General features: G+C 63.6%; 12 protein-coding genes. 11 read left to right on the top strand and 1 reads right to left on the bottom strand.

Going from position 1 to position 14,280, the window contains the following annotated elements:
• Positions 1-170: 170 nt before the first annotated feature.
• From NKH35_RS21440 to NKH35_RS21400, 9 genes are all read left to right on the top strand, one after another.
• Positions 171-1,097 (top strand): D-alanine--D-alanine ligase, encoded by a 927-nt coding sequence (locus tag NKH35_RS21440; RefSeq protein ID WP_023668279.1) that lies wholly within the window; start codon positions 171-173, stop codon positions 1,095-1,097.
• Positions 1,085-2,026, top strand: coding sequence for a cell division protein FtsQ/DivIB (locus NKH35_RS21435; protein WP_023682134.1), 942 nt, complete (start codon positions 1,085-1,087; stop codon positions 2,024-2,026). The genes NKH35_RS21440 and NKH35_RS21435 overlap by 13 nt, the downstream gene beginning before the upstream one ends.
• Positions 2,023-3,330, top strand: a complete 1,308-nt coding sequence (ftsA, locus tag NKH35_RS21430) for a cell division protein FtsA (RefSeq protein ID WP_023688034.1) — start codon at positions 2,023-2,025, stop codon at positions 3,328-3,330. Before NKH35_RS21435 ends, ftsA begins: the two co-directional genes overlap by 4 nt.
• Positions 3,331-3,396: 66 nt before the next feature.
• Positions 3,397-5,055 carry a cell division protein FtsZ gene (gene ftsZ / locus NKH35_RS21425; RefSeq protein WP_023744605.1) on the top strand — a complete coding sequence of 553 codons (1,659 nt, stop codon included), beginning with the start codon at positions 3,397-3,399 and terminating at the stop codon, positions 5,053-5,055.
• A gap of 271 nt (positions 5,056-5,326) precedes the next feature.
• Positions 5,327-6,274 carry a UDP-3-O-acyl-N-acetylglucosamine deacetylase gene (lpxC, locus tag NKH35_RS21420; RefSeq protein ID WP_023668283.1) on the top strand — a complete coding sequence of 316 codons (948 nt, stop codon included), beginning with the start codon at positions 5,327-5,329 and terminating at the stop codon, positions 6,272-6,274.
• A 263-nt stretch (positions 6,275-6,537) separates the two neighbouring features.
• Positions 6,538-7,407, top strand: coding sequence for an outer membrane protein assembly factor BamD (locus tag NKH35_RS21415; RefSeq protein ID WP_023668284.1), 870 nt, complete (start codon positions 6,538-6,540; stop codon positions 7,405-7,407).
• 218 nt (positions 7,408-7,625) lie between these two features.
• Positions 7,626-9,299, top strand: coding sequence for a DNA repair protein RecN (recN, locus tag NKH35_RS21410; protein ID WP_023690878.1), 1,674 nt, complete (start codon positions 7,626-7,628; stop codon positions 9,297-9,299).
• Positions 9,300-9,410: 111 nt separating this feature from the next.
• Positions 9,411-11,615, top strand: a complete 2,205-nt coding sequence (gene ligA, locus NKH35_RS21405) for an NAD-dependent DNA ligase LigA (RefSeq protein ID WP_352637161.1) — start codon at positions 9,411-9,413, stop codon at positions 11,613-11,615.
• Complete coding sequence (locus tag NKH35_RS21400; RefSeq protein WP_352637159.1) at positions 11,615-12,307, top strand: DUF2461 domain-containing protein; 693 nt, start codon at positions 11,615-11,617, stop codon at positions 12,305-12,307. The genes ligA and NKH35_RS21400 overlap by 1 nt, the downstream gene beginning before the upstream one ends.
• A 22-nt stretch (positions 12,308-12,329) precedes the next feature.
• On the opposite strand, the gene NKH35_RS21395 is transcribed toward NKH35_RS21400, so the two are convergent.
• Entirely contained in the window at positions 12,330-13,088 is a 759-nt protein-coding gene (locus NKH35_RS21395; protein ID WP_023688040.1) for an SDR family NAD(P)-dependent oxidoreductase, read from the bottom strand.
• Between the two features lie 112 nt (positions 13,089-13,200).
• Between NKH35_RS21395 and NKH35_RS21390 the strand changes: the two genes are divergently transcribed.
• Together NKH35_RS21390 and NKH35_RS21385 are read left to right on the top strand one after the other, a co-directional pair.
• The gene (locus tag NKH35_RS21390) at positions 13,201-13,929 is read left to right on the top strand and encodes an AzlC family ABC transporter permease (RefSeq protein ID WP_352637157.1); all 729 of its coding nucleotides are present in this window, start codon (positions 13,201-13,203) and stop codon (positions 13,927-13,929) included.
• Positions 13,926-14,222 (top strand): AzlD family protein, encoded by a 297-nt coding sequence (locus tag NKH35_RS21385; protein ID WP_023741691.1) that lies wholly within the window; start codon positions 13,926-13,928, stop codon positions 14,220-14,222. The genes NKH35_RS21390 and NKH35_RS21385 overlap by 4 nt, the downstream gene beginning before the upstream one ends.
• Positions 14,223-14,280 lie beyond the last annotated feature (58 nt).

Raw genomic sequence — 14,280 nt, 5'->3', positions numbered from 1 at the left:
TTGCCAGCGAATCAACTCTCTGATTCTCTGCCTTAAAGCGTTTCCTGATTTGAGTCGTTCGACGCGTCGACCGCGTTTTCCGTCTGGGGGGGCAACCTGCCGGGAGACTCGGACTCAATCTGGTCGCTGAATGCGTGGTTGCGGGCCCGCCGTGAGAGGGATGACGGGATATGAAGAACAAGCATGTGGCTGTCCTCCTGGGCGGATTCTCGTCCGAGCGGCCCGTGTCTCTGTCTTCGGGAAAGGCGTGTGCGGATGCGCTTGAGAATGAAGGCTACCAGGTTACCCGCGTCGATGTTGCGCGCGATGTCGGCGCCGTGCTCACCGAACTCAAGCCCGATGTCGTCTTCAACGCACTGCACGGCCCGTTCGGTGAAGACGGCACCATCCAGGGCATCCTCGAATATCTGGCCATTCCCTACACCCATTCGGGCGTGCTCGCCTCGGCGCTCGCCATGAACAAGGAGCAAGCCAAGAAGGTCGCCAAGGCTGCCGGCATCGCGGTGGCGGAATCGAAGGTTGCCAGCCGCTTTGCCATCCAGAACAAGCATCCGATGAAGCCGCCCTACGTGGTCAAGCCGGTCAATGAAGGCTCAAGCTTCGGCGTCGTCATCGTGCATGAAGGGCAGTCGCATCCGCCGCAGGTCATCGGCTCGTCCGAATGGAAATATGGCGAGACCGTCATGGTCGAGCGCTACATCCATGGGCGCGAGCTGACCTGCGCCGTCATGGGCGACGTGGCGCTCGGCGTCTGCGAGATCATTCCGACCGGCCATTCCTTCTACGACTATGATTCAAAATACGTCGCCGGCGGATCAAAACACGAAATCCCTGCTAAAATTTCATCAAATATTTACCAAAAAATACAGACACTGGCACTCAAGGCACATCTGGCTATCGGCTGCCGGGGCGTTTCCCGATCGGACTTCCGCTATGACGACCGTCACTCCGAAAACGGCGAGATTGTCTGGCTCGAGATCAACACTCAGCCGGGCATGACGCCGACGTCTTTGGTGCCTGAAATCGCCGCCCAGGCCGGGCACTCGTTTGGCGAATTGTTGAGTTGGATGGTGGAGGACGCTTCGTGTCTGCGTTGAAATGGGGACAGGACAAGGGCAGGGGCGGCGCCGGGCCGGCGCTGTTCGGCATGTCGTTGTCGTTTGACCATTTCGTGCTGCCGCGCGTGCTGCGCCGGCCGGTGCGCGTGCTGGCGCGCCTGGGCGGCGGTGACTTCGTCGCGCCGCGCTTTTCCGCGGCCATCCTTTCGGCTTCGCTCATTGCATCGAGCAGCCTCTACGGCGCCATTCTCGGCGGTCATGCCGACGACATCGTCCAGAGCATCACCGCCCGGACCGGCTTTGCCGTCGACCAGATCAAGGTGGTCGGCAACCGCCAGACTTCGGAGATCGACATACTGGACCGGCTCGAGCTCGACGGCTGGACGTCACTGATCGGCTTCGATGCCGAGGCCGCGCGTGAACGTATTGATACCTTGCCCTGGGTCGAGGTGGCGGCGGTGCGCAAGGTCTATCCACATACGCTGGAAGTGCGTGTCGAGGAGCGCGAGCCCTTCGCGCTCTGGCAGCAGGGCGCGGAGCTTTCGGTCATCGAACGCTCCGGCGCGGTGATCGCGCCGTTCTCCGGCGGCAAGCAGGCGCTGCTGCCGCTGATCATCGGCACCGGCGCGCCGGCCAAGGCCCCCGACTTCGTGGCCAAGATCAACAAATTTCCCGAGCTCGCGGCTCGGGTCAAAGGCTATATCCGCATCGGCGAACGGCGCTGGGACCTTAAGCTGGAAAACGGCATCACGATCAAGCTGCCCGAGGATGGCGAGGATCAGGCGATCGCCGATCTGGTTCGGATGGACCACGACAACGGGCTTCTGACGCGGGACATCGCCGCCGTCGACATGCGCATCTCCGATCGCCTGGTGGTGCAGCTGACGCCGGAAGCGGCGACGCAGCGCCAGGCCGCGCTCAATGAAAAGCCGCAAAATCTGAAGCGCAAGTCGGGGACGAAGATATGAGCTGGCTTGGCGGCAACAGCGATGCCTCTTCGCGGCGTTCCGGCACGCTCACCGTGCTGGATGTCGGCTCGAGCAAGGTTTGCTGCGTGGTGGCGAAACTGAAGCCGCGCGAGGACGGCAAGCTGTTGCGCGGCCGCTCGCACCGCATCCAGGTGATCGGCATCGGCCACCAGAAATCGCAAGGCGTGAAGTCGGGCGTGGTCGTCGATCTCGACCGCGCGGAGCACGCCATTCGCCTGTCCGTCGACGCAGCCGAACGCATGGCGGGACTGACCGTGGATTCGCTGATCGTCAACATGACGGCGGGCCGGCTGAAGAGCGAAACCTATTCGGCCACCATCAATCTTGGTGGCCATCAGGCCGACGAAGCCGACATCAAGCGCGTGCTTGCCGCCGGCGCCAAGCAGGCGCTCAAGGCCGAACGCGACGTGATCCATTCGCTGCCCGTCGGCTTTTCGCTGGACGCCGAGCGCGGCGTGCGCGATCCGCGCGGCATGGTCGGCGACCAGCTCGGCGTCGATATGCATGTGCTGACGGGCGATGCCGCGCCGCTGCGCAATCTGGAGCTCTGCATCAACCGCTCGCATCTTTCGGTCGAGCGCATGGTGGCGACGCCCTATGCCAGCGGGCTTGCGGCCCTAGTCGACGACGAACTGGAAATGGGTGCGGCCTGCATCGACATGGGCGGCGGCACGACGACCATCTCGGTGTTTTCGGAAGGCAAATTCGTCCACGCCGATGCCATTGCCATCGGCGGCAATCATGTGACGCTCGATATGGCCAAGGGCCTGTCGACCTCGCTCGACGCCGCGGAGCGGCTGAAGGTGATGCATGGTTCGGCGCTGCCTGGCAGTGCCGACGATCGCGACCTGGTCTCGATCCAGCCGATCGGCGAAGACGGCGAGATGCCGCTGCAGATCCCGCGCTCGGTGATGACGCGCGTCATCCGCGCCCGCATCGACGAGACGCTGGAACTGTTGCGCGACCGGCTGAACAAGTCGGGCTACGGCAATGCCGTGGGAAAACGCGTCGTGCTGACCGGCGGCGCCAGCCAGCTTGCGGGTCTCCCCGAGGCGGCGCGCCGCATTCTGGGACGCAATGTGCGCATCGGACGCCCGCTCGGCGTGGCGGGCCTGCCGGAAGCTGCCAAGGGGCCGGCTTTCTCGACGGCGGTCGGGCTGCTGATCTATCCGCAGATGGCGAGCTTCGAGAGCCATCCGGCGAAAGGAATTTCCGGTCTCAGGATGACCGGGACGGGCGGAAAACTGCATCGCATGAGTCAGTGGTTGAGAGACAGTTTCTAATTGACGGGGACAGCCCCATAGGCGGCCGCGGCGGCGAAGCGGCGGGAAAGGCAAAGGACGGAGACAATGACGATCAATCTGCAAAAGCCGGACATCACCGAGCTCAAGCCGCGGATCACCGTATTCGGTGTCGGCGGCGGCGGCGGCAATGCCGTCAACAACATGATCACCGCGGGCTTGCGCGGTGTCGAGTTCGTCGTGGCCAACACCGATGCACAGGCGCTGACCATGTCGAAGGCCGAGCGGCTGATCCAGCTCGGCGCGCATGTCACCGAGGGGCTCGGCGCCGGCTCGCAGCCTGAAGTGGGCCGTGCGGCGGCGGAAGAGTGCATCGATGAGATCATCGATCATCTCTCCAACACCCATATGTGCTTCGTCACCGCCGGTATGGGTGGCGGCACCGGAACCGGTGCGGCTCCCGTGGTTGCCCGCGCGGCGCGCGAACGGGGTATCCTCACCGTCGGCGTCGTCACCAAGCCGTTCCATTTCGAAGGCCAGCGCCGCATGAAGACGGCGGATCTCGGCATCGAGGAGCTGCAGAAATGTGTCGATACCCTGATCGTCATCCCCAACCAGAACCTGTTCCGGCTGGCCAATGACAAGACCACCTTTGCCGACGCCTTCGCCATGGCCGACCAGGTGCTCTACTCCGGTGTTGCCTGCATCACCGACCTGATGGTCAAGGAAGGTCTGATCAATCTCGACTTCGCCGACGTGCGTTCGGTGATGCGCGAAATGGGCAAGGCGATGATGGGCACCGGCGAAGCTTCGGGCGAGGGCCGCGCGATGGCCGCCGCCGAGGCGGCGATCGCCAATCCGTTGCTCGACGAGACCTCGATGAGGGGCGCCAAGGGCCTGCTGATCTCGATCACCGGCGGCCGCGACCTGACCCTGTTCGAAGTCGACGAGGCCGCGACCCGCATCCGCGAGGAAGTCGATCAGGACGCCAACATCATCCTCGGCGCCACCTTCGACGAGGAACTCGAAGGCGTCATCCGCGTCTCGGTGGTCGCCACCGGCATCGACAAATCGGCAGCTGAAATTGCCGCGGCGCCGATCTCGATCCGGGCCGTGCCGCCGCAGCAGAAGCCGGTCAGCCGCCCAGCGGCTTCGGGGGCGGAAGGCCGTCCGGCACCGGTCCAGCAGCAGACCTATGAGCAGCGCGCGGCCGATCCGGTGGCCGAGGCGATCCAGCTTGCCGAGGCCAATGCGGCGGCAATGGCTCGTCCGGCGCCGATGGCCCAGGCGGAAGATTTCCGCCCGCAGAGCAAGATCTTCCAGGCCCCGCCTGCCCAGCCGCAGCCTGTCGTGCAGCAGGTGATGCAACCGGCGCCGCTGCGGGAAATGCCGCAGCCGGTGGCTGCCGCACCGCAGCGCATGCCGCGGGTGGAGGATTTTCCGCCGGTGGTGCGGGCCGAGGTGGAAGCCAAGGGCCGTCCGGCCGACCATGAAAACAGCGGGCCGATGGGGCTGCTCAAGCGGCTGACCAACGGACTGACGCGCCGCGAAGAAGAGCCGGCCCGGTTGCAGCCGGCACAGCCGCGCGAACCGAAACTGCGCCAGGCGGCGCCGGAAATGCGCCGCCTTGCCAGCCAGGATCCGCAGCTTTACGCGCCGCGCCGCGGCCAGCTCGACGATCAGGGCCGGTTGACGCCGCAGACCAGGTCGACCCAGGAAGACGACCAGCTGGAGATACCGGCTTTCCTGCGCCGCCAGGCCAACTGAGCCGTTAACGGTATGTAACACTTGTTAACAGGCAGACGAGAGATTGTCTGCCTGTTAACGTTTAAAGGGGTTTAATAACAAGGCGTTACGATGTGACGCTCAAGGTCTGGCGCGGTTACACAGAGTAAGAAACCGTGATTTGGAGTCTCCCTGACAGACCATTATCTTTGCCGCAGCACTTTCGGTGTGCTGGGATTCGGGGAAGTGGCCCTGCCTGCCGATAAAAAAGAGCCGCGCCTTTTGGGTTAAAGCGGACTTAGGCGTTTGGGCTATGGGGTTTGTCTTGCAAGACTATCAGACGACACTGAAATCGCGTGCAACGCTGACCGGTACCGGCGTTCACAGCGGCAAACCGGTCACCGTCAATTTCCTCCCTGCGGACGCTGACACCGGCGTGCTCTTCCACCTTTCGAACGGAAGCGAGAGCCGCGAGTTCCGCGCGCTGGTTGCTGAAGTCGGCGCGACCGATCTCTGCACCATGCTCGGCGATCCGGCAGGCGAGCATATCGCCACCGTCGAACATCTGATGGCGACGCTTTTCGGGCTCGGCATCGACAACATCGTCATCGAGATCGACGGTCATGAGGTTCCGATCCTCGATGGCAGTGCGGTGGCGTTCGTGGAAGCCATCGACCAAGCCGGCATCGAGACGCTGGCGGTCAAGCGCCGCTACATCAGGGTGGTCAAGCCCGTCCGCATCGAGAATGGCGCGTCCTGGGCCGAGTTCAGGCCCTATAGCGGCACGCGCTTCGAGGTCGAGATCGATTTCGAAAGCCCGGCGATCGGCCGCCAGCTATTCGCCTCCGACATCAACCCCGACATCTTTCGCCAGGATATCGCGCGCGCCCGCACCTTCGGCTTCATGAAGGATGTCGAGCGGCTGTGGGCGGCCGGCTATGCGCTGGGCTCCTCGCTGGAGAACTCGCTGGTGATCGGCGACGACAACCGGGTGATCAACATGGGCGGCCTGCGCTACCCCAATGAGTTCGCTCGCCACAAGACGATGGACGCGATGGGCGATCTGGCGCTGGCCGGCGCCCGTTTCATTGGTTGTTTCCGCTCCTATCGCGGCGGTCACCGGATGAATGCGGCCGCTTTGCGGCGGCTTCTGTCCGACCGTTCGGCCTTCGAGGTCGTCGAGACCACGCGCCGCGAGCGCGGCCGCACCGCCGAGATGAGCGCCGTCACCGGCCCTGTCTTTGCGCCCTGGGTGATCTGATTCTTAACGATTTTCTGGCTTTCTGAACGCTGGCCGGTGTTGCACGAAAGCATCACCGGCCAGTGAAAGTGCGTAGCATTCGGGGCAACACCAAGCCGCCACAAAAATGTGCGATTGGCTAGACATAGCGTTGCTGGGCAAGGCAGTTATGGTTTATGGCTGCTGCCGTCTGTTAGGCGCATGTCGCTCAAAAGTGGGGATCAGTTTTGAGGGAACACCATGCGAAAGGCATTCAACTAACGCCGAAAGGGCGCAATCCAATCATGTTCTTCAAGCGAGTTGGTCAATCGAAAGCGCCGTATCGGGCTGTTTTCCTGGCGCTTTCGGTGGTTGTGCCATCGCTCTTCCTCTCGGCCTGCATGTCGTCCGAGAAAGACGTCGACCTGTCGACCTATGTCGACCAGACCGAACCGGCCGACGTCCTTTACAATCAAGGCCTTGCCAATCTCAATGCCGGCCGCCTGGATGAGGCGAGCAAGAAGTTCGACGCCGTCGACCGCCAGCACCCCTATTCGGAATTCGCCCGCAAATCGATGGTGATGGGCGCCTTCGCCGACTATCGCGCAGGCCGTTATGACGAAGCAATCGGCTCGGCCAAGCGCTATCTGACGCTTTATCCGTCGACCGACGACGCGGCTTACGCCCAGTATATTATCGGGCTGAGCTACTACAAGCAGATCAAGGACGTCACCCAGGATCAGAAGGAAGCACGCCAGACCGTGCAGACGATGCAGGATCTGGTGACGCGCTGGCCGACGTCGGAATATGTCGACGACGCCAAGGAAAAGATCCGTTTCGCCAACGACCAGCTGGCCGGCAAAGAGATGCAGATCGGCCGCTATTATCTCGAGCGGCGCGAATACATTGCTGCCGTCAAGCGCTTCCGCAACGTGGTCGAGAACTATTCCAACACCCGCCATGTCGAAGAGGCGCTGGCGCGTCTGGCCGAAAGCTACTACGCGATGGGCTTGACCTCGGAAGCGCAAACCGCCGCTGCGGTGCTCGGCACCAATTATCCCGACAGCCAATGGTACAAGGATACCTACAAGCTGTTGCAGAGCAACGGGCTTGAGCCGCGCGAGAATGCCGGATCGTGGATATCCAAGGCCGGCAAGCTGATCACCGGCGCCTGACGCCCGAGCATCGACTGAGGCGGAACGCGCTTTTCGGATTGATCCGACGCTCAAACAAAAAGATAGTGCGGCGCTGCGACTCCATCGGTCGCATGCCGCTTCACAGCGGTTCAGTGGTTTGATTGAGGCGCTGAACCGTCCTAACTTTTTGTTCTACGCAATTCCGGACGGAAAACCGCTACGCACTTTTCCTGGAATTGCTTGAGGTCCGGGTTCTGATGCTTTCCAGACTGTCGATCCGCGATATCGTCCTGATCGAGAAGCTGGATATCGACTTCCAGCCCGGCCTTTCCGTGCTGACCGGTGAAACCGGCGCCGGCAAATCGATCCTTCTCGACGCGCTGTCGCTGGCGCTTGGCGCCCGCGGCGACGCCTCGCTGGTGCGGCACGGTGCTGCCCAGGGCCAGGTCATTGCCGTCTTCGATGTGCCGCGCAACCACCCGGTGCGCGCGCTGCTGGCCGAGAACGCCATCGAGGATGACGGCGACATCATCCTGCGCCGGCTGCAGACGGCGGATGGCCGTACCCGTGTCTTCGTCAACGACCAGCCGTCCAGCGTCACGCTGATGCGCGACATCGGCCACGCGCTGGTCGAGATCCACGGCCAGCATGACGAGCGCGCCCTGGTCGATCCAGGCGCGCATCGCGAATTGCTGGACAGTTTTGGCGGCCATCTCGGCGCCGCCCGCGCGACCGGCGAGGCGTGGCGCTACTGGCGCGGCGCCGAGCAGGAGTTTGCCAGGCACCGCGCCAAGGTCGAGGCAGCGGCGCGCGAGGCCGATTATCTCAGGGCCTCGGTGGCGGAACTGGCAAAGCTCGATCCGCAGCCCGGCGAAGAGACGCAACTGGCCGAATTGCGCGCCACGATGATGCGGGCCGAAAAGATCGCCTCGGAAATACACGATGCGCAGGATGTGCTGTCAGGCCCGTCCTCGCCACTGCCGCAACTGGCCAGTTTGCTCAGGCGCCTGCAGCGCAAGGCCAGCGAAGCGCCGGGCCTGCTCGAGGATGTGGTGAAGTCGCTGGATGAGGCGATGCTGTCGCTGGATGCCGCGCAATCGGGCGTCGAGGCGGCATTGCGCGCCACCGAATACGACCCGCAGCGGCTGGAGAAGGCGGAAGAGCGGCTGTTTTCGCTGCGTGCGGCGTCACGCAAGCACAGTGTCGCTGTCGACGATCTGGCGCAACTGCGCGACACCATGTTGGCCGATCTCGCCGATCTCGATGCCGGCGAGGGGCGCCTGCATCTCTTGGAAAAGCAGGCCTCAGCGGCGCGCGAAGCCTACGATATTTCCGCAGCCCAGCTCTCCGCCCTTCGCCATGCGGCCGCGGTCGGCCTGACCAAGGCTGTGATGGCCGAATTGCCGGCGCTGAAGCTGGAACGGGCTGAGTTCATCGTCGAACTGGCCAGCGATGGCGAGAACCGCATGGAAGAAGGCATCGACCAGGTCGAGTTCTGGGTGCGCACCAATCCCGGCACCAGGCCTGGGCCGATGATGAAGGTCGCCTCCGGCGGCGAGCTGTCGCGCTTCCTGCTGGCGCTCAAGGTGGCGCTGGCCGACCGTGGCTCGGCGCCGACATTGGTCTTCGACGAGATCGACACCGGCGTCGGCGGCGCCGTGGCCGATGCGATCGGCCAAAGGCTGGCCAGGCTGTCGAAGCGCGTGCAGGTGCTGTCGGTCACGCATGCTCCGCAAGTGGCGGCACGTGCTGCGACGCATTTCCTGATCTCCAAATCCGGCGGCTCGGACAAGGTTGCCACCGGCATTGCCGAGATGGACCGGGCGGCGCGCCAGGAAGAGATTGCGCGCATGCTGGCCGGCGCCACCATCACCGAAGAGGCGCGCGCAGCCGCCGAACGGCTGCTACGCGAGAATATTGCTGCAGCGTAGTCGTCGCAAGGCTTTCGGACTGAGTCAGGATATGGCTCCATCCCGCTGTTCAGGAATGCTTTTTCCGAAATCCTGATTTATGGTGTCGCGCCACTGTCCAGGGACCGCTGCATGTCTGAAAAACCAGTCGAATCGTTGAGCGAAAGCGAAGCCGCGGATGAGCTCCAGCGGCTGGCCGAGGAGATCGCCGGTCATGACCGGCGCTATCATGCCGAGGACGCGCCGACGATTACGGACGCGGAATATGACGCGCTGCGGCGGCGCAACCTTGCCATCGAGGAGCGGTTTCCCGGTCTGGTGCGGGAGGATTCGCCCTCGCTGCGGGTCGGCGCCGCGCCGGCGGAAGGCTTTGCCAAGGTGCGCCATGCGGTGCCGATGCTCAGCCTTGCCAAGGCCTACACAGACGAGGACGTCACCGATTTCATCGAGCGTGGCCGGCGCTTCTTCGACCGCGACAAGGATCTCGACATCGCGTTTACGGCCGAGCCGAAGATCGACGGCCTGTCGGCGTCGCTGCGCTATGAACGCGGTGTGTTCGTGCAGGGTGCTACGCGCGGCGACGGCACTGTCGGCGAGGATATTACCGCCAATCTCAGGACCATCGCCGACATCCCCGCCAAGCTGGAAGGATCGGGCTGGCCCGAGACCATCGAGATCCGCGGCGAGGTCTACATGACCTATGCGGAATTCGAGGCACTGAAGGTACGCTCGGCGGCGGTGGGCGGCCAGGACTATGTCAATCCGCGCAACACGGCAGCGGGCTCCTTGCGACAGAAGGATGCGTCCGTCACCGCCAGCCGCAATCTTAAATTTTTTGCCTATGCCTGGGGCTACACGACAGCGGATCCGGCGCCGACCCAATATGATTCGGTGCAGAAATTCGCCGAATGGGGGTTCAAGGTCAGCCCGCTGATGGTGCGGGCGAAGTCGGTCGAGGAGCTGATCGCGCACTACCACAAGATCGAGGAGCTGCGTTCGTCGCTCGGCTACGACATCGACGGTGTCGTCTACAAGGTCGACCAGCTGGAATTGCAGCGTCGCTGGGGCTTTGTCACCGGTGAGCCGCGCTGGGCCGTTGCGCACAAATTCCCGGCCGAACAGGCGATGACGACGGTGCAGAAGATCGACATCCAGGTCGGCCGTACCGGTACGCTGGCGCCGGTGGCGCGGCTGGCGCCGGTCACGGTCGGCGGCGTGGTGGTCGAAAACGTCACGCTGCACAATGAGGACTACATCAAGGGCTTCGACAGCAACGGCCTGCCGATTCGCGACGGCATCGATGTCCGCATCGGTGACACGGTTGTCATACAACGGGCGGGCGATGTCATTCCGCAGATCGTCAGCGTGGTCGTCGACAAGCGGCCGGCTGATGCGGTGCCTTACGAATTCCCGCACATTTGTCCGGTCTGCGGCTCGCCGGCGACGCGCGAAATCAACGAGAAGACCGGCAAGGAGGATTCCCGCCGGCGCTGCACCGGCGAGCTGATCTGCGCCGCGCAGGCTGTGGAGCGGCTGCGTCATTTCGTATCGCGCGGCGCGCTCGACATCGAGGGGCTGGGCGCGGAGAATATCGACCTGTTCTTCAATTCGGGACTGGTCAAGACCGCCGCCGATATCTTCACCCTCAGGGATCGCCGCCCGGCCGTCACCAGGGCGCTGGCCGAGCGGCGCGAGGAGCAGGCGCGGCTGCGCGAGGCGGCATCGGGCAAGGCGCGCAAGAATGTGCGTGGTGTCGAGGACCGCAATTATGAAGGTCTCGACAAGCTGTTCGCGGCCATCGATTCGCGCCGCGAGCCGGAGCTCGACCGCTTCATCTTCGCACTCGGCATCCGCCATATCGGCGAAACGACGGCGGCCGTGCTTGCCCGGACGTTTTCGACCATCGAGGAGCTGATCCGCGTCGGCAAGGAAACGGCGGCGGCTGAGGATCCGCACAGCGTCTTCCCCTCCATCAACGGCATTGGCGATACAGTGATCGATGCGTTGCGCGATTTCTTCGGCAATGAACGCAATGACGACGTGCTCGACAGACTGCTCGAACAGGTCAAGCCGAAGCCGTATGTCGTCACCGTGTCGACCGACAGCGAGGTTGCCGGCAAGACCATCGTCTTCACCGGCACGCTGGAAAAGATGACACGCTCCGAAGCCAAGGCGATGGCCGAACGGCTCGGCGCCAAGGTGGCGGGTTCGGTGTCGGCGAAGACCGATCTGCTGGTGGCCGGGCCGGGCGCCGGCTCCAAACTGAAGCAGGCCAGTGAACTCGGCGTCGAAGTCATCGACGAGGACACCTGGCTGCAACGGGTCGGCAAGGCGTGATGGCCGGTTCGTTCAAAGGGTTCGGGCAAAAAGCCATCCCGTTCCTCAAGGCGCTCGACTTCCACCAGAGCCGCGAATGGTTCCAGGAAAACCGCGCGCTTTACGACAGCGAGTTGCATGAGCCGTTCTGCGATCTGGTCGAGACGCTGACGGAGCGCTTCGCGGCGGCGGGTCTGGGCTTGCGCGGAGACCGCAAGAAGTCACTGTTTCGCATCAACCGCGACGTGCGCTTCGCCAAGGACAAGCGGCCCTACAACCAGCATTTGTCGGCCATGCTGTCGCCGGATGGCACCAAGATGGAGCAGGGCGTGTTCTTCGTCTATGTCGGGATCGACCGCTGCTTTGCCGATGTCGCCTGGTGGAATCCGGAGGCGTCCCTGCTGCTGGCGATGCGCAAGGCGATTATCGCCCGGCCGGCCGAGTTCCGAAAACTGCTTTCAACCCTGAAGAAAAACGGCTTCGAACTCGAAACCGAGGGCCGCATGAAGCGCACGCCGCGCGGCTTCGAACAGGTCAACGAACCCGATCTTGTCGACGCCATCCGCAACCGGCACTTCTATGTCCAGCACATGATCGATCCGGCTGGAATTCACGCGCCGACGCTGGTCGACGAGCTTGTCGATTTCGCCTTGCGCGCCAAGCCGCTGCTTGACTGGGGCAGGGCGATCCAGGGCACGGCACCGCGGAGCTAAATCAGCCCGGCGCGCTACTCGGCTACATCCGCATCAAAAGCCCACCGTCGACTGCCAGTTCGATGCCGGTGATGTAGCTTGCCGCATCGGAAAGCAGGAAGAGCGCGGCATTGGCCATGTCCTGCGGCGTGCCGATGCGGCCGAGCGGCGCATAATTGGCAACGGCCGCGCGTTTCTCCTCGGTGTCCCAGCGCGCCTGCAGCGGCGTCAACGCCATGCCCGGGCAGATCGAATTGGAGCGGATGCCATCGCCCGCCAACTGCATGGCGAGCGACTTCGACAGCGCACAGACGCCGGCCTTCGATGCCTGGTAGGCATCCTGCGGGGTCGGATCGCCGCGATACCACTGGATGGTGGAGAAGTGCACCATGGCGCCGCCGCGTCCGCCGGCCCGCATATGCGGAACCACCGCCCGCGCGGTGTGGACGAAGGATTTCAGATTGATGTTGAAGACCTGGTCCCAGACATCAAGGTCCATCTCGAGGGCCGACTTGTCGCGGCCGAACCAGAGCACGCCTGCGACATTGGCGAGATAATCGATGCCGCCGCGCTTGCGGCCCGCGGCGTTGATGGTCTGCTCGACAAAGGCGGCGTCGGTGAGGTCGCCCTGGGCAAAGGTGAGCCGGTCGTCATAGGCGGCAAGCGACGCCGGACGCGGCTTGACGTCGATGGCGGTGACCGAGGCGCCGGCCTCGAGCAGCGCCAGCGAGATCGCCTCGCCCATACCGCCACCGGCGCCGGTGACGACCGCGTGCCTGCCGGTGAAATCATAAGCGATCATCCGAACCCCTCATTTTTTACAACATCAGTTTCGCTGATTTGTTGGCTCAAGCGAATTCGTCTGACTTTTCAAACGCCGGCTCCTACATAGCAGCGCGAGATGGGAATGTGACATGTCGGCAGAGACCTTAAGCGAAAATTCTGTGGCCAGCGAATTCTGGGACGGCGTGCGGCTGTCGATGCCGGTGGTTGTCGCCGCGGCGCCATTTGGGCTGCTGTTCGGCGCCATCGCCGTCGACAACGGCTTTTCCGTTCTCGAAGCTTTTTTAATGAGCGCGCTGATCTTCGGCGGCGCCAGCCAGATGGTAGGCATCGAATTGTTCGGCCAGCATGTCGCGCCATGGCTGGTCGTGCTGTCGATCTTCGCGGTAAACTTCCGTCACGTGCTTTACTCCGCCAGCATCGGCCGGCGAATCGCGCACTGGCCGGTCATCCAGCAGGGGCTGGGCTATTTCGTGCTCACCGATCCGCAATTCGCGGTGGCCGAGCGCAGGGCCGAAGCCGGCGAGACCGTCGGTTTTGCCTGGTATATGGGCCTTGGCCTGCCGGTCTATGTGTTCTGGGGGATTGAAAGCGCGTTGGGTGCGGTGTTCGGCAAGCTGATCCCCGACACGCATGCGCTCGGCATCGATTTCCTGCTGCCGATCTATTTCCTCGGGCTGGTCATGGGCTTTCGCAACCGGCCACTGTGGCTGCCGGTGGTGATCGCCAGCGCCGCGGCGTCGATCATCGCCTACAAAACTGTGGGATCGCCATGGCACGTCTCCATCGGCGCCGTTGCAGGCGTGCTTCTGGCCGTCATCCTGCCGCCGCACCATAGCGGTGTGGAGGCAAAACGATGAGCGCGACTTTGTGGATCATCATTGCCGGCGCGATCGCCACCTATCTCACCCGCGTCGGCGGCCATCTGGTGATCTCGCGCTTCGACCACATCCATCCACGCGTCGAGGCTGGCTTGAACGCCGTGCCGGCGGCGGTGTTGACGACGCTGGTGGCGCCCGCCGCACTCAGCGCCGGACCGGCGGAATGGGCGGCACTGGTCGTCGCCGCTGTGGTCTCGCTGCGCGGCGGCCTGATGGCGATGTTTCTGGCCGGGGCGGTGGTGCTGGTCCTCGCGCGGCAGTTTGTGGCATAGGGCGCCTGCGCGCGGAACAGTTTCGAACTGTCGGCGCCGCCGCTCATTGCCCTGCCGG

The organism is Mesorhizobium sp. M1143 (assembly GCF_040318435.1).
Classification (GTDB): Bacteria; Pseudomonadota; Alphaproteobacteria; order Rhizobiales; family Rhizobiaceae; genus Mesorhizobium.
The sequence above is the reverse complement of the archived record's forward strand: the minus strand, read 5'-3'. Positions and strand labels throughout refer to the sequence as shown.

Excerpts from the sequence above, each read along its gene's own strand:
- NKH35_RS21390 (WP_352637157.1), top strand. The coding sequence starts at position 13,201 with ATGTCGGCAGAGACCTTAAGCGAAAATTCTGTGGCCAGCGAATTCTGG.
- recN (WP_023690878.1), top strand. The coding sequence starts at position 7,626 with ATGCTTTCCAGACTGTCGATCCGCGATATCGTCCTGATCGAGAAGCTG.
- NKH35_RS21400 (WP_352637159.1), top strand. The coding sequence starts at position 11,615 with ATGGCCGGTTCGTTCAAAGGGTTCGGGCAAAAAGCCATCCCGTTCCTC.
- NKH35_RS21395 (WP_023688040.1), bottom strand. The coding sequence starts at position 13,088 with ATGATCGCTTATGATTTCACCGGCAGGCACGCGGTCGTCACCGGCGCC.
- NKH35_RS21440 (WP_023668279.1), top strand. The coding sequence starts at position 171 with ATGAAGAACAAGCATGTGGCTGTCCTCCTGGGCGGATTCTCGTCCGAG.
- NKH35_RS21415 (WP_023668284.1), top strand. The coding sequence starts at position 6,538 with ATGTTCTTCAAGCGAGTTGGTCAATCGAAAGCGCCGTATCGGGCTGTT.
- NKH35_RS21385 (WP_023741691.1), top strand. The coding sequence starts at position 13,926 with ATGAGCGCGACTTTGTGGATCATCATTGCCGGCGCGATCGCCACCTAT.
- lpxC (WP_023668283.1), top strand. The coding sequence starts at position 5,327 with ATGGGGTTTGTCTTGCAAGACTATCAGACGACACTGAAATCGCGTGCA.
- ligA (WP_352637161.1), top strand. The coding sequence starts at position 9,411 with ATGTCTGAAAAACCAGTCGAATCGTTGAGCGAAAGCGAAGCCGCGGAT.
- ftsA (WP_023688034.1), top strand. The coding sequence starts at position 2,023 with ATGAGCTGGCTTGGCGGCAACAGCGATGCCTCTTCGCGGCGTTCCGGC.
- ftsZ (WP_023744605.1), top strand. The coding sequence starts at position 3,397 with ATGACGATCAATCTGCAAAAGCCGGACATCACCGAGCTCAAGCCGCGG.